Raw genomic sequence first — 19,648 nt, forward strand, 5'->3', positions numbered from 1 at the left:
CAATCCGGTCGGCTGGGTGGTCATGACCGCTCTACGCCCCCTCTGTCGAGAGACCATTCGACTGCGCGACAACGATATCCGGGCCGCCGTCGGTGCGGCTCGAGTTGCCGGACCGCGGCAGTCGACCCGTCATGGCACCGTTCCCGATCCCGCACCGGCAGGTGGTGTCCGACGGCGATCCCGTCAGTGTCCGGTCGTTGCAGGATCACCTGACGATCCTGAGCTCCACTGACGGATGCCACAGCGCGCGTAGCCATCTGGAACGTCGAGGCGACGCGCTCCACGTCGATCACCCGCGCAGCGCCGCCGCTCGGCGTGCTCGCGGAGAGATCGCCCACGTGCACGACGCGCAGGGGTCGATGCACGTGGTCGCCGATCCGCGGGACGTCGCCGAGATCGTCTCGCGTGGCTGGGGAGAGCGGCATCCGCTGGCCGGACGTTCCCTCGTGGGGCTGCCGGACAGCTATCTCTACCTCTACGCACCTCGGAACGAGGCAGAGCAGCAGCAGCTGCGGCGCGTCGTGGACCGGGCGATCGTCTCTGCTGGAGCGTGATCGGTTCGCGGGTTCACGGGCCGTGCAGTGTCCAGACTTCGACGACACCGGCGCTCGTCGGCGGCACGCGCACCTAGTCTGAGCGCCATGAGATTCGACGAGTATCGGGCCCACGACGCGACCGGGCTCGCCCAGCTGGTCGCGTCCGGCGACGTGACGGCCGCGGAGTTGGTCGAGGTCGCGATCGCGCGAGCGCGCGAGGTGGATCCCACCCTGAACGCCCTCGTGCAGTGGCAGGAGGATGCCGCGCGAGTGCGGGCCGCGGGCGCCTTGTCCGGTCCGATGGCGGGAGTGCCGTTCCTGCTCAAGGATCTCTTCCAGGCTCAGGCCGGGATCGTCGAGACGTCGGGGTCACGCTCGGGGGCGTCGTCCAGGCCCCGGGTCACGGACACCGTGGTGCAACGGTGGCTCGACGCCGGGGTCGTCGTCCTGGGCCGCACGGCCGTACCCGAATTCGGCGCCAAGGGAGTCACCGAGCCGCAGGCGCACGGTGCGACCCGCAACCCGTGGGATCCCGCCCGCACACCCGGTGGCTCCTCCGGTGGTTCGGCCGCCGCGGTGGCGTCGGGCATCGTGCCCGTCGCCGGCGCCAGTGACGGCGGCGGCTCCATCCGCATCCCCGCGGCGTACTGCGGCCTGTTCGGACTCAAGCCTGGCCGGGCAGTCGTCCCTGCCGGGCCCCGCGCCGGGGAGATGCTCTTCGGTAGCGCCGTCACGGGTGTGCTCACCCGCTCCGTGCGCGACTCGGCCGCGTTCCTCGACATCGTGCGCGGCTCGGACGACGACGCGCCCTTCGAGTTCGCGGCCCCGTCGACGTCCCATGTGGAGGCACTCGGCCGGCCGGGTCCTCGGCTCCGGATCGGGGTCGCGGCGCGATCGGCGCTGAACGACGCACCGCACCCGGACGTCCTCGCCGCGCTCGACCGCGCCCGCGACCTGCTCGTCGAACTGGGCCACACCGTCGAGGAGGTCGCCTCGCCGTTCGACGAGGAGCAGCTGGCCCGAGACTTCCTCGTGCCGTGGTTCGTCCACCTCGCCGCCGAGGTGTCGTCCGCGTCGGCCACGGCGCGGCCCACCACGACGGAGTTCGAACTCGACACGCTGGTCCTCGCCGAGATCGGGCGCGCCACGAGAGCGGTGGATCACGATGCGGCACTGGCGCGCTGGCAGGACCACGTCCGCGCCATCGCTGCATTCCACCGCCGCTTCGATCTGCTCCTGACACCCACGACGGCGGGTCCCGCGCCGCTGATCGGCGCCTTCGACACCCCGTTCGTCGAGAGGGTGGGCGCCCGGCTCGCGCTCGCGCTGCGACTCGGACCGATTCTCGGACGGCTCGGCGCGGTGCAGGACGCGGTGATGCGCAGCCTGTCCGCTGTCCCGTACACGCAATCGGCCAATCTGACCGGGCGGCCGGCGATGAGTGTTCCGCTCTCGGCGACAGTCGACGGTCTGCCAGTCGGCGTGCACTTCCTGGCGCCACCGGGTGGGGAGACTCGGCTGCTGGTGCTCGCCGCGGAGCTCGAGGTGGCGCGGCCGTGGTTCGACAGGATCCCCGCGGACGTGGTCAGTGAGCGAGTCGGATGACGCCGTCGACGATCTCCACCTGCGCGGTGGTGAGCGGTACGGCGCGTCCGACGGCGGCCACCACTGCGGAGTAGGGCGGGAAACCGAAGATCACTCCTTTGGGCCCGGACACCATGGACCCGTCGGTCACGTCGAATTCCGCCCTGTGCCAGGGGCACTGGAGGCAGCCGTTCTCGGTCACCCGCCCGCGCCCGAGCTTGGCGAGTTGGTGTCGGCACGTGTTCCCGACGGCGAACGGTGTCCCGTCGGGCCGGATGCCGACCGCGAGCACCCCGTGGTCGTCGGTGCGAACCTCGGCCACGCCCCTCTCGTCCAGATCGGCGACACGCACGAGGTCTCGCCCGCGTGCCCGGATCGGCTGATCGTGGAGCACGGGTGGGAGCACGCTGCGCGGTCGCGGGGCGGGGGCGCGGTCGTCGGCCATGGGCGGGGGTTACCCGGACGGCGGCCGACTACGCGTCGTCGGTACCGGGCCTCGGGACGTCGGTCTCCCAACGCGCGCGGCGTTCGTCGTCGGACTGTTCCCACCACGGCGTGCCGCGTTCGCCGAGAGCGACCTTGGCGGCCTGTACACCGGCGCGGGACTCCGCGGCGCCGCCGGTCCGGCGGACGTCGCGTCGCCACGCCATCAGGATCGACCGCAGTTCGGCGCCGCGCTCCTCGGGAATGTCGGGATCGGTGGCGCGCCACTTCCGCCCGTCGATCACGATGTGGTGGCCGTCCTCGGTGTACTCCCGGCCGTCCGTCATGACACCGATGCTAGCGACGACTTCGGGATGTCCCGTCGGGTTCCGGCCCGAAGACGCATCGTGACGACAGTGATGGCCACGAAGGTCAGCGCCAGACCGATCGCGGTGAGGGCGGTGAACGGCTCGCCGAAGAGCAGGGCGCCCCACACGGTGGTGACGGGCGGTACGAGGAACATCAGAGCGTTCACCCTCGTCACCCCCACCCGGTCGAGCAGATACCAGTACAGCCCGTACCCACCGAACGTCGCGAACACCACCAGTCCCGCCGTCGCCGCCCAGAAGTCGAGTGTCGTCGGCGGTACCGCGGTGCCCGTCGCGACCGCGCCGGCGGTGAAGACGACGGCCGATGTGGCGCAGTGGATTCCGAGGGCGCTGAAGGGTGCCGGTCGCTGGGCGCGACGGTCGACGAAGGTCGCGGCGACCAGAGACATCATTCCCACCAGCGGAACGAGGTAGGCCCACGCCGGGGTGGTCGCGGTGGTCGCCGTGGCGTCCGCAACGGTGGCGAGCGCGACGCCGAAAGCACCGATCAGGAGCCCGATCCATTGTCGGCCCGAGGCCGCCGCGCCCAGCAGGGGGCCCGCCAGCGCTGCCGCGACGAGTGGCTGCACTCCGTCGACGAGGGCCGTGGTGCCGGTGGAGACCCCGAGGCCGATGGCCCAGTACACAGTGAGGAGGTAGCCGGACTGCGACAGAAAGCCCACGATCACCTGCCGCCGAAGGTCCGGGCCTCGAACTCGGCGAGACCCGAAGAGCCACGTCGGTGCGAGCAGCAGGGCGAGGGGGAGGAACCGCCACATCAGGACGGTGGTGACGGCAGCGTCCTCACCGCTGATCTTCGCGCCGATGAAACCGGACGACCAGCAGAGTACGAACGCCGCGCCCGCCAGTACCGACCCGACGGCAGTGCGTCGATCCACAGGTATACCGATCTGTCTACTCATGACAGCAGACTACACAGATCGGTATAGTTCGAAACATGACATCCGAGGTCGCCTGGACGCCGAAGGCGCGTGCCGTGCTGGCCGCGGCCGACGAGCTGTTCTACGAGCAGGGCATTCACGCGGTCGGCGTCGACACGATCGCGGCGCGAGCCGGCGTCACGAAGAAGACGTTGTACGACCGTTTCGAGTCCAAGGAACGGCTCGTCGTGGAGTACCTGCGGGAACGTGACCGTCAGTGGCGCGAGTTCCTCGCCGTCCGGCTGGGTGCCGTCTCCGCCGACGACGCCGGCGATCGGATCGATGCGATGCTCGTCGCCTCGGCCGAGTGGACGGCGCAGCGAAGTGGCAAGGGATGCAGCATGGTCAACGCGCACGCGGAGATCAGCGACCCCGCCCACCCGGCCTATCCGGTGATCATCGGGCAGAAGCGCTGGATGGCCGATCTGTTCGTCGACATCCTCGCGGCCGCAGGAGTGCCCGACCCGGCGGGGACGGCCGACCTGCTGATGCTCGTGCACGAGGGCGCGCTGGTGTGCGCGGGAATGGGAGTGGTCGAGCGGCCCTTCGACCGTGCGCGTGCTGCCGCGCGTCTACTCCTCGAGCCCACCGGCCGGTGACCACCCGAGCGCCGGCCCGAGCGTCGTCGCCATGTCGGTGAGAATCTGCACGTAGTCGTCGTGGTCGAAGCTGAAAGGCAGAGCGAACGCCACCTCGTCGATCTCCCGGAAGGCTGCGCGCGCCTGCAACTGCTCCACGAGCTGCTCGGTGGTGCCCACCAGATCGGGAGCGAACAGCAGGCGGGCCGGGCCGACCGGTGACAGGGTGCGGCCCAGACGGGCATCGGCGTACTCCTGGTAGCGGGCACGCTGGCTCGGTGTGGCCGAGTCGGTCGGAATCACCACCAAGCCCTGCGAGACCCGAGCACCGTTCCCCGCCGAGTGTGCCGAGCGGAACGCCTCGATGTGGGAGAGCTGGATGCGGTCGAAGTCGTCGTCCTCCTCGGCCTTCACGACGCTGCTCGTCAGGAAGTTCATACCGTTCGCGCCGGCCCAGCGAGCCGACCCGAGCGACGCGCCGCCGTACCACATCCGGGACGCGAGACCGGGCGAATGAGGCTGTGCGCGTGAGGAATGCACCTCGAGACCGTCCATCCCCTCGAAGTCCGTCAGACGATCGCCTCGGATCGCGGCGAGGAGCCGCTCGACCCGGGCGTAGCTGAAGTCCTCCCGATCGGCGGTGTCGGGGTACAGGGCATCCCTGAGCCGGTCGAAATTCATCGGCGGGCCCACGCTGACCCCGGGATTCAGGCGCCCGCCGGACAGGATGTCGACGGTGGCGAGGTCCTCGGCCAGCCGCACCGGGTTCTCCCACCCCAGCGGAGTCACGGCGGTGCCGAACTCGATCCGCGAGGTCCGCTGCGATGCGGCGGCCAGCACGGCGACGGGGGAGGAGATGCCGTACTGCAGGTGGCGATGCCGCAACCAGGCGCTGTCGAAGCCGAGACGTTCGCCCAGCTCGATGATCGCGAGCGTCGACTCGTGCCCGGCCGCGGGGTCGTCTCCGTCGAACAGTCCGATCGTGAGAAAACCCATCCTGCGCAGCGGTCTCGGGTGCATGGGTCCATGATCCCCCCGTGAGCCTTTCGCGCATCCCCGAGTACGCAAACCGCGCACGGGGGCGAAGCCCTATGATCACGCGATGACCGATCACGATCATGTTGCCGCTCGCCGAGAGATCACGTCCGCCCTACTGGCGGCCTTCGAACGTCGTCACGAGGTGCTCGACGTCATCGTCGAGGCCGAGACCCGGCCCGACGCCGTGGAGGCGATCGCCACCCTGCTCGGCACGTCACGGTTGGGCGGCGAGGCCGTCATGGGCATGTCGTTCGCCAGCCTCACCAAGGACGCCCGCCGGAGCAACGCCGCCGAGCTCGAGGACCTGGACAGTCGCCTGAACTTCACGTTGGCCGAGCGTCCCGCCAGCGCGGGAGAGACCCTGGTGCTGGAAGCGTTCTCGGACGACGACCGCGACCTGTTCGCCGCCCGCCTCGCGGACGTCGGTTCCGCGGGTGACGGATCCGGCGGAGCGGCCGGTGATCTGGACACCGAGCTGGCTGCGGCACGGGACCGCCTCGACTCCGAGCAGGCCGCGTGGTTCGTCGCACGCGAGGGCGCGGAGAAGGTGGGCATCGTCTTCGGCGAGCTCGCCGGTGGCGACATCGACCTTCGGGTGTGGATCCACCCCGGACACCGGAAGAAGGGCTACGGCACTGCGGCGCTGCGGAAGTCGCGCGCCGAGATGGCAGCGGTGTTCCCGGGGGTGCCCATGATCGTGCGCACCCCCGGGGTCCAGCCGTTCTGACACTTCTCGTGAGAGGCGATCAGGCCCGGTACTTCTCGACGTACCGGGTCATCGTCTCGAGCTGGTAACGGGAGACGTCGTGGGCGTTCTCGTTCTCGGCGAACACACTCGACACCATGACGGTGTCGTTGTCGTAGAACCCGAGTGAGCCCAGGCCGCCGAAGAACTGGTCCCAGTCGACGTCCCCGTCGCCGATCTTCAGATGCTGGTGCACCCGCACCGCGTTGCCGGGCGGATTGGTGATGTACCGCAACCCGTGCGAGCGGTGATGATCCATGGTGTCCGCCACGTGCACAAGACGCACCATGTCCCCGGCGGCGGCCATGATCGCCGGCAGGTCACCACCCATGTGGAACTGGTGGCACGCCACGATCACCATGCCGATGTTCGGGGAGTTGATCCCGCGGATGGTGCGGATCGCGGCGAGCCCGTCCTCGACGAAATCGTCCGGATGCGGATCGATCAGGACGTCGAGCCCCTCGCGCTCGATGATGGGGACCAGTTCCTCCATCGACCGGTAGAACGCCCGCTCGGACTCCTCCGGCTTCTCGGGTCGACCGGAGAACTCGGTGTTCATCGTCGACACTCCGAGGTCGACGGTGATCTGGATGGCGCGTTTCCAGTACCGCACGGCCGCCTCGCGGGCGTCCTCGTCGGGGCCGGACCAGCGCAGCACCGGCAACACCGAGGCGATCCCGACGCCGGCGTCCGAGCAGGCCTTGCGGAACTTCGCGACCAATCCGTCGTCGGCCTTGGGATGGTTGAAGAACGGGATCATGTCCACGTGCGGGGTGAGCTGCAACCACTCGTACCCCAGATCGGCGACCACGGCGGGCAGCTCGAGCAGCGAGCGCGAATGATGAAACGGCGTCGGATCGAGCGCGATCTTCATCTCAGGCTCCGACGATGGACGAGCGCTGCACCATCTCGACGGCGACCGGGGCACATGACTCGAGCGACTTCACGCCGGCCTCGCACACCGCGGCTGCAGCGTATCCGTCCCACGCTCCGGGGCCGTCGACGTAGTTGCCCGTCTCGGCGCCGGCCTTCACCGCGTCGACCCAGCGCTGGATCTCGGTGTCGTAGGCCTGGCCGAAGCGCTGCACGAAGCCGGGAGTGATGGTGCCGCCCCAGGTTCCGGGTGCGGACTTGCGGACGAGGCCGACGTCGAGACCGATCATCGCGCTGCCGTGCTCGGCCACGACCTCGGTGCGCACCTCGTAGGCGACGCCGGTGGTGACGAACACCTCGGCGTCGACGTGTCGACCGGACTCCGTGGTGAAGATGGCGATCTGCGGATCCCGCAGGCCCTGCGGTGCCGATGGATTGGCCGACGGGCTGATGATCTGCACCGACGTGATCTCCTCGTCGAGGAGGAAGCGCGTGACGTCCACCTCGTGCACCAGCGAGTCGCGCACGATCATCGCGCTGTCGAAGTGCGGCGGCACGGCGGGGTTGCGGTGTGCGCAGTGCACCACCAGCGGACGGCCGAGCTCGCCGGAATCGATGAGTGCCTTGAGCTGGTCGTACTCGGTGTCGAAGCGGCGCATGAATCCGACCTGGATGAGTTTCTTGCCCAGTGCGGCCTCGGCTTCCACGACGGCGAGGGACGTGGCCACATCGGTGGTCAGCGGCTTCTCGCACATGACGGGCTTGCCGTGCTCGAGACACGCGAGAAGCTGCTTCTCGTGGGTCGGGCCGGGAGTGGCCAGGACGACGGCGTCGACCTCGGGGTCGGCGATCGCGTCGAGGGGATCTTCGACGACGCGGCAGCCGGGGATGGTCGCGGCGAGTTCGTGGGCCTTCGCGCTGACGTAGTCGTTGATCACGGCGACGCGGGCGCCGGTGATCTTCGAGGTGATGCGGGCGACGTGATCGGCACCCATCATGCCGACACCCAGGACCGCGATGCGGAGTTCGGTGGTCATCGTGTCAATCCGTTTCTGTAGGTGCGAAAGTGTGGTCAGGCGAACGTGACGGCGGGAATGCCGCAGGAGCCCAGGTACTTCCGGGTGCGCTGCGCGATCGGCAGGGGAGCGTCGACGGCGCACGGGTACATGTCCTGCTCGACGATCGCGAAGATGTCCGCGGTGAGCTTGCCGTCGTCCGCGAGGCGCTCGATGGTCTTCAGGAGCGGGGGCATGTCCGGGATGCCGAGCGGCGGTTCCGTCATGGCGCCGAGCTTGACCGCCTCGCCGAACGGCAGATCCTCCGCTGCGACCCTGGCGCGGACCTCCTCGTTCACCTGCTTGAGGTGGAGGTACCCGATGCGCTCGGGTGCCCGCTCGATGATCGCAATGTTGTCACCGCCGCAGTAGCTGATGTGGCCGGTGTCGAGGCACAGGTTCACGAACTCGCTCGAGGTGCCGTCGAGGAAGCGGTACACGTTCTCTTCGGTGTCGACGTGGCTGTCGGCGTGCGGGTGGTACTGCGCCTTGACGCCGTACTGCTCGAACATGCGCTTGCCGAGCTCGTTCATGCCCTCGGTCTTCTTGCGCCACTGGTCTGCCGTGAGGTCGCGGTCCTCGAGCACCGCGCCGGTGGAGGGGTCACGCCACATCTCGGGGATGACGACGACGTGCTTGCCGCCGGCGGCGGCGGTCAGCTTGGCGACGTCCTCGATCTGCGTCCACACCGCGTCCCACGCGTCGTCCTGGTGCAGGTGTTCGAACACCGTGCCGGCCGACAGCTTGAGACCCCGAGAGCCCAACTCCGACAGCAGCTTCTGCGGATCAGTGGGCAGGTAGCCGTACGGGCCCAGTTCGATCCACTCGTAGCCCGACGCCGACACCTCGTCGAGGAAGCGGCCGTACGGGGTCTGCTGAGGATCCTCGGGGAACCACACTCCCCAGGAGTCGGGGGCGGATCCGACGCGAATCGTGCTCATGTCTCGGGGGTTCCTCTCGAAGAATGTCCGGCGCTCGTGCTGTGGCACTAACGCGCTTAAGTAACGCGCTTAAGCTACTATGAGGTGGATCACGCTTCCGTGTCAAGCCCCGTCCCAGAGGAGTGCCGGTGTCCACGCCGCCCCGCAGCCGCAAGACGACGATGAGTGACGTCGCCGCTCTGGCGGGAGTGTCCCGGACCCTGGTGTCGTTCGTCCTCAGTGGCAAACCGGGTGCGAGTGACGACACTCGCGACCGTGTCCTGGCCGCTGCGCGCGAACTCGACTATCGACCCGACAACGCCGCGCGACTCCTCGCGCGCGGGCGGAGCAGGACGTTGGGGGTCGTGATCGACGTGCGACAGCCGTTCCAGGCCGATCTCGTGACCCACATCTATCCCGTGGCCGAGGCGGCCGGGTACGAGGTGTTGCTGTCCGCGAGCGCGCCCGGCCGGGACGAGACGAAGGCGATCGAGGCGCTGCTCAGCCATCGCTGCGAAGGCGTGATCCTGCTCGGTCCGTCGTCCTCACCCGAGTACGTCGCGCATCTCGAGGAGCGGGCGGTGGTGGTCATGATCGGACGGGCCCTGCCCGCCACCGACTTCGACATCGTGCGCAGCGCCGACGACCACGGAGTGCGTCAGGCGGTCGACCACCTCGTCGGTCTCGGGCACGTGGACATCCACCACGTCGACGGTGGTACCGACTCCGGTGCGACCGAGCGTCGCGCCGCCTTCCGTGCCGCGATGGACGAGCGCGGTCTTCCCGCCGTGGTGTGGCCGGGTGCGCACACCGAGGAGGCGGGCAGTGCCGCCGGAACGCGCATGGTCGCCGAGTCGCGGGTGCCCACCGCGGTGATGGCCGGCAACGATCTGTGCGCGGTGGGACTGATGGACGCGTTCCACCGTGCCGGAATCGCTGTGCCCGATGATGTCTCGGTGGTGGGATACGACGACAGCGAGCTGGCGCACCTCTCGCGCATCGATCTCACGACCGTCCGGCAGGACGCCGAGGGTCTGGCCGCGACGGCGGTGCGGTTCGCCATCGCCCGCCTCGAGGACGAGAGCCTCGCGCCCGCCGAGCTGGTGGTCGAGCCGTCACTCGTCGTGCGCGGGAGTACCGGGCCCGTGCGCACGGTCGCGCGTCAGACGGCCCGGCGCACCTGACGCCGTTCGCGGGCGGTCAACCCGCCCCACACTCCGTACGGTTCGGCGGACTCGAGAGCCACTTCGCGGCACCGAGCGATCACCGGGCAGTGTGCGCACAGCCTCTTCGCGATCTCCTCGCGTTCGCGGGCAGCTCGTCGTCCCTCTCCGGCGGGGGAGAAGAACAGGTCGCTGCGCTCGCCGCGGCACACCGCGGCGAGACGCCACTGCCCGGAGTCGGTGGAGCTCGTCTCGACGGAGATCGTCATGACACACGATGCTGTCGCAGTGAGAGGGGTCGGCACAGGGTTCGGCTCGAGCAGGTCGCAACTCCGCAGAGGCACCCTCGTTTCGACGCGGCCCTCGTCGGTCACCCTCTCGAAATGCAGACGTTCCTCCCCGACCCCGGCTTCGCCCGCAGCGCACAGCTGCTCGACGACAAGCGGCTCGGGAAGCAACGCGTCGAGACCTTCCAGATCCTGCGCGCCCTGGTATGGCCCTCCTACGGGTGGAAGAACCACCCGGCGGTGGTGATGTGGCGGGCATTCACCCCGGCGCTCGTGGCCTACGGGATCGCGACCTGCCGGGAGTGGGCGGCCCGCGGGCGGGCGGAGGCCCTGGAGGCACGGCTCCTCGACTACAGCGACGGGCGTGCGTGGACGTACGACGAGTTGCGCGACGACGGCCGACTGCCGCCCTGGCTCGGTGACGACTCGGTGCACGCGAGCCATCGTCGCGCCCTGGCCGCGAAGGCGCCGCAGGCGTACCCGGCCGTCTGGGCGGGGGAGACCGGGTACGTCTGGCCCGGATCCCTTTTCCCGCGCTGGCCCCTGACGGTCGGCGACACCACGCCCAGTGCCGTGGTGTCCTCGATGATCGAGATGGGCGCGCCCGCAGAGCTGTTCGACCCGGGTACGGAGGAGTGGTCCGCCCTGCGGGCCCTGCACCGTGGCCGATCCGCGCAGGTGCGGACGACGAACCACCGTCTGCTGACGGTCGCTGCAGCGCTGGTGCGGCCGGGCCGCACGGCTCTCCTGCTGGACACTGACCCGCTCGCTCCCGACCTCCCGCTGCCCGAACCGTCCGCCGAGCCGGGCGGCACGGTGTCGGCCTCCGTCGCGCGCGAGCCGACCCCCGAGGACGTCGAGGCGATGCGGGCAGAGGGCCGCGATCCCGGGCGTCTGCGCGTGTTCCGCCGTGGCGCGACCGTGCGCGATGCCGGGGAGTACGCGCTGGTGGTCACGTCCGGTGCCGCGGTGCCGGGCGAGCTCGCGGCTGTTCCGTCGCTCCGTCTGACGACGTGAGGACTAGCGCCCTCGCCACGCGGACCAGAGTTCGGAGTACCGGCCGCCGGCCTCCACCAGGTCCCGGTGCGGCCCCTGCTCGACGATGCGGCCGTGCTCGAGCACCACGACGCTGTCGGCGCTCGCCGCCTGGGTGAGGCGGTGGGCGACGACGATAGTCGTCCGTCCGCGAGTGGCGGCCCGGGCGGCCTCCTCGAGGTCGCGCGCGCCGGCGCTGCCGGCCTCGGCGGTGGCTTCGTCGAGGACGGCGACCGCCGGATCGGCCAGGACGATGCGGGCCAGTGCGATCTGTTGCGCGCGAGACGGAGTCAGCTCGACGCCGCCCTCGCCGACCACCGTGTCGAGACCGTCCTCGAGGGTGCTCACCCACGAGTGCGCGCCGACCGTCCGCAGCGCGTGTTCGACCGTCTCCCGATCCGCGTCCGGTGCCGCGAGCCGCAGATCGTCGATGAGCGGTCCGGCGAACACGTGCACCTCCTGGCTGACGATCGCGACGTGCCGGCGCAGTCGATCGGAGCCGATGTCGTCGAGCGACACCCCGCCCACCCGGACCGATCCGGAGTCCGCTCGCATCGAGCCCGCCACGAGCGCGGCGATGGTGGACTTGCCGGCGCCGGTCGAGCCGACCAGCGCCACCGTCGTGCCGTCGTCGATCCGCAGATCGATCCCGTGCAGGACGTCGTCGACCCCGTCGTAGGAGTGGCGGAGGTTCGTCACGACGACGGTGCCGTCGGCGGGCTCCGCCTCGGTCCCGGGGGAGCGGTCGTCGGGCAGATCGATGACGCCCACCAGTCGTGCGAGGGAGGCCCCGGCCGACTGGATGTCGTCGAACGAGTACAGCAGCATGCCGATCGGGTTGAAGAGCCGGTGGAACAGCAGTGCCGCCGCGGTGGTCTGACCGACGGTGACGGCGTCCTCGCGCACCAGGAGGAAGCCGACGGTGAGGATGACCGAGAGGCCGACGCACTCGGCCCGGTTGCTGCGCGAGCCGAACCGGGTGAAGAGACGGAAGACGGTGACGGCGATGTCGCGAGCCTTGCCGGACGATGCGTCGATGCGCGCGAGGTGCTCACCCTCCATGCCGTACGCCCGCACGGTGCGGGCCCCCTGCATGCTGCTGACCAGAGACTGGGCGCGCTCGCCCATCGCGACGCGCTCGGCGGCGTACATCGGGGCGGACCGCGGCAGATACCAGTGCAGGGCCATCACGTACATCGGGATCGCCACCATGCCCGCGAGTCCCAGACGCCAGTCGAGCCCGAGCATCGTGATCAGACTGAGCAGGACCAGCAGCACGGCGGCGAGGATGTTCGGCACCACTTCGCCGAGCGATTTCGCCATCACCGCGATGTCGTCCCCGACGCGGGAGAGCAGGTCTCCCTTGCCGACTCGCTCCAGTGTGCTCACCGGGAGGTGGAGTGCGCGACCGAGGACGCGCTCGCGCAGCGAGGCCAACATCTTCTCGCCGAGCAGACTGACGGTGTAGGCGCCGATCCCGGTGAAGACACCGCCCGCGACCGCCGCGGCGCCGATGACCGTCACGACACCGACGATCGTGGACGTCGGTGCGCCCTCGGTCACCCGATCGACGAGCATGCCGAAGATGTACACGGGAATCAGTGCCATGGCCGCCGCGACCACGCCGATGGCGACGGTGAGCGCGACCGATCCCCGCCGCGCACGGAGTTCGCCGCGAAGGAATGCCCAGCATCGCCGTCCACTCGCGATGGGCAGCAGTGCGGTCGGTTCGGTCATCGCAGAACCGCCTCTCGGTAGCGCTCGTCCGTCTCCGCCAACCCGTGGTGGGTGCCGACGGTCGCGACGCGCCCCTCGTCGAGCACGACGACGCGGTCGGTGACCGCGAGGAGCGCGGGGCTGGTGGTGATGAGCACCGTCGTCTGGGTGCGGGCGTCGCCGTCGTGACGTAGTCCCGCGATGCCGGTGGCGATGGCGTGTTCGGTCACCGCGTCGACGGCGGTGGTCGGATCGTGGAGGACGAGTACCGGTGGCTGCGCCGCGAGTGCGCGGGCGAGGGCGACTCGTTGGCGTTGCCCACCGGACAGGCTGGCACCGCGGTCGGTCACCGGATGGTCGAGACCGCCGTCGTGCATGGCGACGATGTCGGTGACGGCGGAGGCGGTCACCGCGGCGTCGAGGTCGCTCCCGCGGTCCAGGGCGATGTTGGACCGCACCGTGCCGGCGAACAGATCCGACGTGTGCGGTTCCACCAGCACGGTGCGGCGGACCTCGGGGAGCGCGAGCTCGGTCACGTCGACGCCGCCGACCGTCAGCCGTCCGGTGACGTCGTCGGGCGACACCTGGCCGGAGAGGACGGCGGCCAATGCATCGGCGTCCTGCGGCCGGTAGGCGACGACGCCGACGATCTCACCGCGCTCGAGATGCAGGTCGAGATGCGTCAAGGTCCCGTAGGACAGGTCGTCGAGTCCGACGGACGAGGTGTCGGGGGACCGCGTACCGGTGGAGGTGACCACCGGGTCGGCGCCGAGAACCAATGCCAACCGGTCCGCTGATCCGCGGATGACCGCGAGGAAGCCGGGAAGTCGGGAGAGCGAACTCAGCGGCTCGATGAGGAATTGCGCCAGTCCGACGACAGTGATCAGCTCGGCGACGGAGATCCGGCCCTCGAGAGCGAGGAACCCGGCCGTGCCGGCCACGGCGGCGGACAGCAGCGCGCCCACCGTCGCCGAGACACCGAGGTACACGCTGTTGCCACGGGCCAGACGCATCGTCGCGGCCAGTGCACGTCGGCTCGACTGCACGAACCGCCGGGACGCGACGTCCTCGGCGCCGATACCGCGGAGGGGCCGTACGCCGCTGACGAGATCGGTGGCGAGACCCGAGACGCGGGCCACCTCCGCCTGCTGATCGGTCGCGGCGCGGGTGAGGAACGGCGCACACAACTGCAGGAGAAGGAGAAGGACAGGCGTGCCGATGACGACGGCCAGCCCGAGCGGCACATCGATGACGAGAAGTGCCACCGCAGTGACGACGAGGGCGGTGACCGCGGCGGCGACCCGGGCGATGGCGTCGAGCGCCCACGAGGTCTTCTCGGCATCCGAGGTGCTGACCGTCAACAACTCGCCGGGGCCGAGATCGACCTGGACGCCGCGCGGGTCGAGCACGCGTCCCGCGACCTCCACGCGCAGCAGGTGTGCTTCCCGCTCGATCGCGACGACGATGATGCGGGCGCCGAAGCGGTACGCGTAAGAGAGGACGACGAACAGGCCCGCCAGCCCCAGCAACGAGACGATCATCGCGGTGACGTCGCCGGTCTCGACCGCGCGGCCGATGATGAGACCGATGGCGACCGGCACCATCGTCTCGCAGAACTGGTGCACACAGAACAGGGCCGACGAACCGACGAGTCGCACACGGTGGCGCCGGGTGGTGCGGCGCAGGATGGCCCCGCCGGTCGACGGAGGTGCGTCATGCATTAGCCGACCCTAACCCACGTGGCCGACCGGTCGGGACGACGCGTACGCGTCAGTCGTGCTCGGGATTCCTGGTGCGACGGGCGGCGTCGCGCTGCTGCTGAGCGCGTTCCCGGCACCGACGCAGGAACTCCTCGTCGGACTCGGAGTTCGTCGCGACCGCGCGGCCGGGACGGACGTCGTACTCGGGGAAACGGGTCGCGCTCGGTCGGCGTCCCGCGTCGGGACCGCCCCAGATGCCGCCGCCGACGGGCCGGCCCGCCACGAGCCAGGCCACGGACCCGGCGAGAGGAAGGAACACGACGAGCAGGAGCCAGACCGTCTTCGGGAGGTGACGGATGCCACCTTCGTCGGCCGTGATGACGTCGATGAGGCAGAAGATCCAGAGCACGGCGACGATCAGGCCGAGATAGGGCACGGGCGCGTCCTCACGTAGAGCGGTTCACGTCCCGATTCACGAACCGCATGGTCTGTTGACGCGCTCACCCTAGCGCCCGACGTCGCCCTCGTCACTCCGTGCGAGCCGTCGCGGGGGTAGGTGGTTCCGAATGCCCTCTGTGAGCGCCCACCGACCGGGTTTCCCCCGGCGGTCCGACGGGCATGCACGGATGTATCGACGAAAGGACAAGTCGTGGTCGCGCAGAACGAGAACGAGCAGCCGCAGGATTTCGCACGCACCACGCGTGCGCACGCCGGTGAGGCCATCACCGACAGCCGCGCATGGCCGGGCTACTTCCTGATGGCGCTGGGCTTCGTCGCGCTCGGACTGGGCCTGACCGCAGCGGGCGGCGGCTTCGAGGGATGGGTGCTGGTCGCCGGCATCGCCTGCCCGGTTCTCCTGCTCGCCGGCCTCGCCGTGGTCCTGCTCGAGCGCAAGCGCGTCAAGGCGGCCGAGGGCAAGTCCCTCACCGATCCCGGTGGTCACTGACCACGATCACGTGACGGGTTCCGATGCGTCGGAACCCGTCGTCTCCGTGCCGAGAACTCGCACGCAGTACTTCCGTGCGTGGTCCGAGCTGCACGGCGGGTACGACGTGCACTCGTCGGCACTGGTGCACGGCTGGCTGACCATCACGTACGTTCTGGCCCGCCCGCTCGCGCGGGCGCGCGTCGCCCCCACCGCGGTCACCGCTGTGGGGGTTCTCTTCGCTGTCCTGGCTCTCGCCGTCGCGGGTTCCGGTCCGTGGGGCGCCGGCGCGGCGGCACTGCTTCTCGTCCTGTCGGCGCTGGTGGACAGCCTCGACGGCGCCGTCGCACTGCTCCGCGGTCGGTCGACGGCATTCGGCTACGTTGCCGACTCGGTGGCCGATCGACTCTCGGACATGCTCGTCTTCGCGGTTCTCCTCGTGCTGGGAGCACCCGCACCCCTGGTGGTCGCGGTCGCGCTGCTCACCCTGTTGCACGAGACGGCGCGGGCTCGCGCGGTGTCCGCGGGGATGGCGTCGATCGGAGTCGTGACGGTGTGGGAGCGCCCGTCCCGCGTGATCGCCGTCGTGGTGACTCTCCTGGGAGCCTCGGTGGTGGACACCGGTCCGCTGTTAGGCACCATCGGCGCCGCCGTGTCCCTGATCCTCGCCGTCGTCGGCTTCAGTCAGATCAGCGTGTCGATCCATCACGCTCTGAGTGCGCTTCCCGCTCCGCGACCCGGTCGCACTCGAGAGTGAACACCCAGCCGATCAGCACGATGATATGCAGCAGGAACAGCCACAGCACCGTGGCGACGGCCGCCCCGACGGGTTCGAGGCCGCCGAACGGGCCCGACCAGTCGATGGGTATCGCGAGGAACAGCACGTAGCCCTGCAGGAATCCCGAGACGAAGGACGCGGTGGTCAAGGCACCGATCGCGACGGCCGTACGCGAGAGGGTGGTCGGCGCGACCACCCGGTACGTCCATCCGATGGGTACGGCGAGCACCAGCCAGACGGTGACGAATCCGAGCCAGACGCGGAACGCTCCCGCGCCGATGCCGCCGTTCACCGAGGCGAGTGCGTTGCCCACCACGAGAACGGGGATGGTGAGCAGTGGCGTGACGATCAGGACCGGGAGCGCCGACGCGCGACCGCGCCAGCCGACGAACGATTCGCGCACGGGCTCGTAGACGAGCAGGGCCCGTCGCATGCCCTCGCCGTAGAAGGTGGCGGGCAGGATCGCGACCAGGCCGCCCAGCCACCCGAGGTGGGTCCCGGCGTCGAACAGGGTCCGCACCGCACCCGGGGCGCCCGCCGCGCCCGGCAGCAGTCCGGCGATGGCGTCTCCGTACCCGACGACGGTCTCCTCACCCAGCAGCAGCGTGGTGAGGCGCAGACCCAACAGCAACATCGGCACGACGGCGATGCCGCCGTAGAACGTGATGCCCGCCGCCACCAGGGCCGTGTCGCGCGCCGCCAGCCGACGTCGCATTCCCGCCGCGACGGCCGTTCGTTCACGCACGATGCGCCGAGTCGTGCGGACGCCCGTCATGGGGCATGTCTACCCGGTGGCCCGTGCGCTCAACCTGCACCGTTTCGTCTGGGCGGTGCGCGGGTAAGAACGCTGGGACCCGCACGACTTCCGTGGGTGACTTCCGGTCCCTCCACGAGCTGGACCTACGACAGAGAACTGGTGCCATCAGTGACACGACAGCCTTCCACCCCCTACCCCCCGGGTGTCAGTCTTCGACCCGACGGGAGCGCGAACGTCGCGGTCTACACCGAGACGGCCGAGTCGGTGACCGTCGTCACGTACGACGAGAACGGTACCGAACTGTCGTCGACGACACTGCCCGAGTACACCGGCCACGTGTTCCACGGCATCGTCGAGAACATGTCCGTCGGAACGCGATACGGATTCCGGGTCGACGGCCCGTGGGATCCGGCCGCCGGGTTGCGCCACAACGCCGCCAAGCTCCTCCTCGACCCCTACGCGAAAGCCGTTGCGGGGTCCGTGGAATGGGACGAAGCGGTGTTCTCCCACCATCACGACGAGCCCGAGACACGCAACGACGCCGATTCCGCGCCGTTCATGCCGCGGTCCGTGGTCGTCGACGACTCGTTCGACTGGGGAGACGACGCCGCGCCGCGAATCCCGTTGTCCGAGTCCGTCGTCTACGAGGTGCACGTCAAGGGGTTCACCCAGCTCGACGAGAACGTGGACGAGGCCGTCCGCGGGACCTACGCGGGCCTCGCGCATCCGTCCGCCATCGAGCACCTGACACGGCTGGGCATCACCGCCGTCGAACTGCTGCCCACGCATCAGTTCGTCCAGGACTCGCACCTGCTCGAGGAGGGTCGCCGGAACTACTGGGGATACAACTCGATCGGCTTCCTCGCGCCGCACAACGAGTACAGCAGTGCGGGCGACACGGGTGGGCAGGTCACCGAGTTCAAGTCGATGGTCAAGGCGCTGCACGCGGCCGGCCTCGAGGTGATCCTCGACGTGGTCTACAACCACACCGCCGAGGGCAACCACCTCGGACCCACCCTGTCCCTCAAGGGAATCGACAACGCGTCCTACTACCGGCTGGTCCCCGAGGACCACAGCTCGTACTACGACACGACGGGAACGGGCAACAGCCTGAACGTCGGCCATCCCGCCGCACTCGCCCTCATCATGGACTCGTTGCGCTACTGGGTCACCGAGATGCACGTCGACGGCTTCCGCTTCGACCTCGCGAGCACCCTGACCCGTCAGGACGAGGACCTCGACCGACACAGCGCGTTCCTCGACATGGTGCATCAGGATCCGGTGCTCGCCCCGGTGAAGCTGATCGCCGAGCCGTGGGACACCGCCGGCTATCAGGTCGGCGGCTTCCCGGCGCGGTGGTCGGAGTGGAACGGTAAGTTCCGCGACGACGTCCGCGACTTCTGGCGCGGCGAGGAGGGTAGCCTTCCCGCTCTGGCGCAACGTATCTCGGGTAGCCCCGACGTCTACGAGAACGATCGCCGGCCCACCCTCGCGAGTGTCAACTTCATCACCGCGCACGACGGCTTCACTCTCGCCGACCTCACGATGTACGACGAGAAGCACAATGAGGAGAACGGCGAGGACAGCCAGGACGGCGAGTCCGACAACCGGTCGTGGGGATGCGGCGCGGAGGGTCCGACGGACGATGCGGACGTCAACGCGCTGCGCGATCGCCAGCGCCGCAACTTCCTCGGCACGCTGCTTCTCTCGGCCGGCGTTCCGATGCTCCTGGGAGGCGACGAACTCGCGCGCTCGCAGGGCGGCAACAACAACGCCTACTGCCAGGACAACGAGATCTCGTGGTTCGACTGGGCGGTCGCCGACGACGCACTCGTCGAGTTCACCACGGCGCTGATCACACTCCGCCGCGAGCATCCGGCGCTGCGTCCGGTGTGGTTCCGCCACGGCGAGGACGACACCACCACCGACACGAGCGGCGGTCGACCCGACACGATCGACTTCCAGCGCGCGGACGGCGTCGCGATGGGTGACGACGACTGGACCACCGGATCGAACAAGTCGATCGCCGTGCTGTTCAAGTCGTCGGCCGAGGACACCGTGTTCCTGTGGCTGATGAACGCCTCCGACACCCCGGTCGAGTTCACCCTGCCCGACGAGACGTGGTCGCTCACGATCTCGAGCGACCCCGAGCAGCAGGTGGGCGAGGACCCGACGTCACTGCTGGTACGAGACAGGTCGTTCACGCTGCTGCAGGCTCAGTAGCCG

21 protein-coding genes are annotated in these 19,648 nt (G+C 69.6%); 9 read left to right on the top strand and 12 right to left on the bottom strand.

Translation table 11 applies throughout. The features are described from left to right. The first annotated feature begins 131 nt into the window (after nt 1–131). Both OHB23_RS10665 and OHB23_RS10670 read left to right on the top strand, forming a co-directional pair. The gene (locus OHB23_RS10665; RefSeq protein WP_328811557.1) at nt 132–554 is read left to right on the top strand and encodes a luciferase domain-containing protein; all 423 of its coding nucleotides are present in this window, start codon (nt 132–134) and stop codon (nt 552–554) included. Nucleotides 555–641: 87 nt separating this feature from the next. Beyond that, the gene (locus OHB23_RS10670; RefSeq protein WP_328811558.1) at nt 642–2,141 is read left to right on the top strand and encodes an amidase; all 1,500 of its coding nucleotides are present in this window, start codon (nt 642–644) and stop codon (nt 2,139–2,141) included. On the opposite strand, the gene OHB23_RS10675 is transcribed toward OHB23_RS10670, so the two are convergent. From OHB23_RS10675 to OHB23_RS10685, 3 genes are read right to left on the bottom strand one after another with little or no spacing between them, the layout of a single operon-like run. Next, nucleotides 2,122–2,565 carry a Rieske (2Fe-2S) protein gene (locus tag OHB23_RS10675; protein ID WP_222647467.1) on the bottom strand — a complete coding sequence of 148 codons (444 nt, stop codon included), beginning with the start codon at nt 2,563–2,565 and terminating at the stop codon, nt 2,122–2,124. The two genes, OHB23_RS10670 and OHB23_RS10675, sit on opposite strands and share 20 nt — an antisense overlap. 28 nt (nt 2,566–2,593) lie before the next feature. Then, nucleotides 2,594–2,890 (bottom strand): hypothetical protein, encoded by a 297-nt coding sequence (locus OHB23_RS10680; protein ID WP_027505588.1) that lies wholly within the window; start codon nt 2,888–2,890, stop codon nt 2,594–2,596. After that, a complete protein-coding gene (locus OHB23_RS10685) occupies nt 2,887–3,834 on the bottom strand; it encodes a DMT family transporter (protein WP_328811559.1) in 948 nt (315 codons plus the stop codon). The genes OHB23_RS10680 and OHB23_RS10685 overlap by 4 nt, the downstream gene beginning before the upstream one ends. 35 nt (nt 3,835–3,869) lie before the next feature. Between OHB23_RS10685 and OHB23_RS10690 the strand changes: the two genes are divergently transcribed. After that, a complete protein-coding gene (locus OHB23_RS10690; protein ID WP_328811560.1) occupies nt 3,870–4,451 on the top strand; it encodes a TetR/AcrR family transcriptional regulator in 582 nt (193 codons plus the stop codon). Here OHB23_RS10690 and OHB23_RS10695 read toward each other — a convergent pair. Continuing rightward, nucleotides 4,425–5,450, bottom strand: a complete 1,026-nt coding sequence (locus tag OHB23_RS10695) for an LLM class flavin-dependent oxidoreductase (RefSeq protein WP_328811562.1) — start codon at nt 5,448–5,450, stop codon at nt 4,425–4,427. The two genes, OHB23_RS10690 and OHB23_RS10695, sit on opposite strands and share 27 nt — an antisense overlap. Before the next feature lie 82 nt (nt 5,451–5,532). Here OHB23_RS10695 and OHB23_RS10700 point away from each other — a divergent pair, with 82 nt between their 5' ends. After that, a complete protein-coding gene (locus OHB23_RS10700; RefSeq protein WP_328811563.1) occupies nt 5,533–6,195 on the top strand; it encodes a GNAT family N-acetyltransferase in 663 nt (220 codons plus the stop codon). 19 nt (nt 6,196–6,214) lie between these two features. On the opposite strand, the gene OHB23_RS10705 is transcribed toward OHB23_RS10700, so the two are convergent. Genes OHB23_RS10705 through OHB23_RS10715 form a run of 3 tightly spaced genes read right to left on the bottom strand, consistent with a single transcriptional unit; the run spans nt 6,215 to nt 9,082 of the window. Further along, nucleotides 6,215–7,087 (bottom strand): sugar phosphate isomerase/epimerase family protein, encoded by an 873-nt coding sequence (locus OHB23_RS10705; protein ID WP_328811564.1) that lies wholly within the window; start codon nt 7,085–7,087, stop codon nt 6,215–6,217. 1 nt (nt 7,088) lies between these two features. Then, nucleotides 7,089–8,123 carry a Gfo/Idh/MocA family protein gene (locus tag OHB23_RS10710; RefSeq protein ID WP_328811565.1) on the bottom strand — a complete coding sequence of 345 codons (1,035 nt, stop codon included), beginning with the start codon at nt 8,121–8,123 and terminating at the stop codon, nt 7,089–7,091. Between the two features lie 35 nt (nt 8,124–8,158). Beyond that, a complete protein-coding gene (locus OHB23_RS10715; RefSeq protein WP_027505594.1) occupies nt 8,159–9,082 on the bottom strand; it encodes a sugar phosphate isomerase/epimerase family protein in 924 nt (307 codons plus the stop codon). A gap of 161 nt (nt 9,083–9,243) precedes the next feature. Between OHB23_RS10715 and OHB23_RS10720 the strand changes: the two genes are divergently transcribed. Then, entirely contained in the window at nt 9,244–10,245 is a 1,002-nt protein-coding gene (locus OHB23_RS10720) for a LacI family DNA-binding transcriptional regulator (protein WP_328811617.1), read from the top strand. Here the strand turns inward: OHB23_RS10720 and OHB23_RS10725 are convergent. Then, nucleotides 10,224–10,493 (bottom strand): WhiB family transcriptional regulator, encoded by a 270-nt coding sequence (locus tag OHB23_RS10725; protein WP_027505596.1) that lies wholly within the window; start codon nt 10,491–10,493, stop codon nt 10,224–10,226. The two genes, OHB23_RS10720 and OHB23_RS10725, sit on opposite strands and share 22 nt — an antisense overlap. A 114-nt stretch (nt 10,494–10,607) precedes the next feature. Between OHB23_RS10725 and OHB23_RS10730 the strand changes: the two genes are divergently transcribed. Then, nucleotides 10,608–11,528 carry an MSMEG_6728 family protein gene (locus OHB23_RS10730; RefSeq protein ID WP_328811566.1) on the top strand — a complete coding sequence of 307 codons (921 nt, stop codon included), beginning with the start codon at nt 10,608–10,610 and terminating at the stop codon, nt 11,526–11,528. Nucleotides 11,529–11,531: 3 nt separating this feature from the next. Here the strand turns inward: OHB23_RS10730 and OHB23_RS10735 are convergent, their stop codons facing one another. The 3 genes from OHB23_RS10735 to OHB23_RS10745 are packed head-to-tail and all read right to left on the bottom strand — an operon-like array spanning nt 11,532 to nt 15,398. Next, nucleotides 11,532–13,283 (bottom strand): ABC transporter ATP-binding protein, encoded by a 1,752-nt coding sequence (locus OHB23_RS10735; RefSeq protein WP_328811567.1) that lies wholly within the window; start codon nt 13,281–13,283, stop codon nt 11,532–11,534. Further along, nucleotides 13,280–14,983 (bottom strand): ABC transporter ATP-binding protein, encoded by a 1,704-nt coding sequence (locus tag OHB23_RS10740; protein ID WP_328811568.1) that lies wholly within the window; start codon nt 14,981–14,983, stop codon nt 13,280–13,282. Before OHB23_RS10740 ends, OHB23_RS10735 begins: the two co-directional genes overlap by 4 nt. Nucleotides 14,984–15,032: 49 nt before the next feature. Further along, complete coding sequence (locus tag OHB23_RS10745; RefSeq protein ID WP_056446171.1) at nt 15,033–15,398, bottom strand: PLD nuclease N-terminal domain-containing protein; 366 nt, start codon at nt 15,396–15,398, stop codon at nt 15,033–15,035. A gap of 213 nt (nt 15,399–15,611) precedes the next feature. On the opposite strand from OHB23_RS10745, the gene OHB23_RS10750 reads away from it, so the two are divergent. Together OHB23_RS10750 and OHB23_RS10755 are read left to right on the top strand one after the other, a co-directional pair. Then, nucleotides 15,612–15,908 carry a hypothetical protein gene (locus OHB23_RS10750; protein ID WP_027505601.1) on the top strand — a complete coding sequence of 99 codons (297 nt, stop codon included), beginning with the start codon at nt 15,612–15,614 and terminating at the stop codon, nt 15,906–15,908. Between the two features lie 10 nt (nt 15,909–15,918). Beyond that, nucleotides 15,919–16,644: a CDP-alcohol phosphatidyltransferase family protein gene (locus OHB23_RS10755; protein ID WP_328811569.1), complete on the top strand. Its 726-nt coding sequence runs from the start codon at nt 15,919–15,921 to the stop codon at nt 16,642–16,644. Here OHB23_RS10755 and OHB23_RS10760 read toward each other — a convergent pair. Beyond that, complete coding sequence (locus OHB23_RS10760; protein ID WP_051613317.1) at nt 16,577–17,440, bottom strand: YhjD/YihY/BrkB family envelope integrity protein; 864 nt, start codon at nt 17,438–17,440, stop codon at nt 16,577–16,579. The two genes, OHB23_RS10755 and OHB23_RS10760, sit on opposite strands and share 68 nt — an antisense overlap. 150 nt (nt 17,441–17,590) lie before the next feature. On the opposite strand from OHB23_RS10760, the gene glgX reads away from it, so the two are divergent. After that, nucleotides 17,591–19,645 carry a glycogen debranching protein GlgX gene (glgX, locus tag OHB23_RS10765; protein WP_222647476.1) on the top strand — a complete coding sequence of 685 codons (2,055 nt, stop codon included), beginning with the start codon at nt 17,591–17,593 and terminating at the stop codon, nt 19,643–19,645. Nucleotides 19,646–19,648 lie beyond the last annotated feature (3 nt).

It is taken from the genome of Rhodococcus sp. NBC_00294 (genome assembly GCF_036163995.1).
In the GTDB taxonomy this organism is placed as follows: domain Bacteria; phylum Actinomycetota; class Actinomycetes; order Mycobacteriales; family Mycobacteriaceae; genus Rhodococcoides.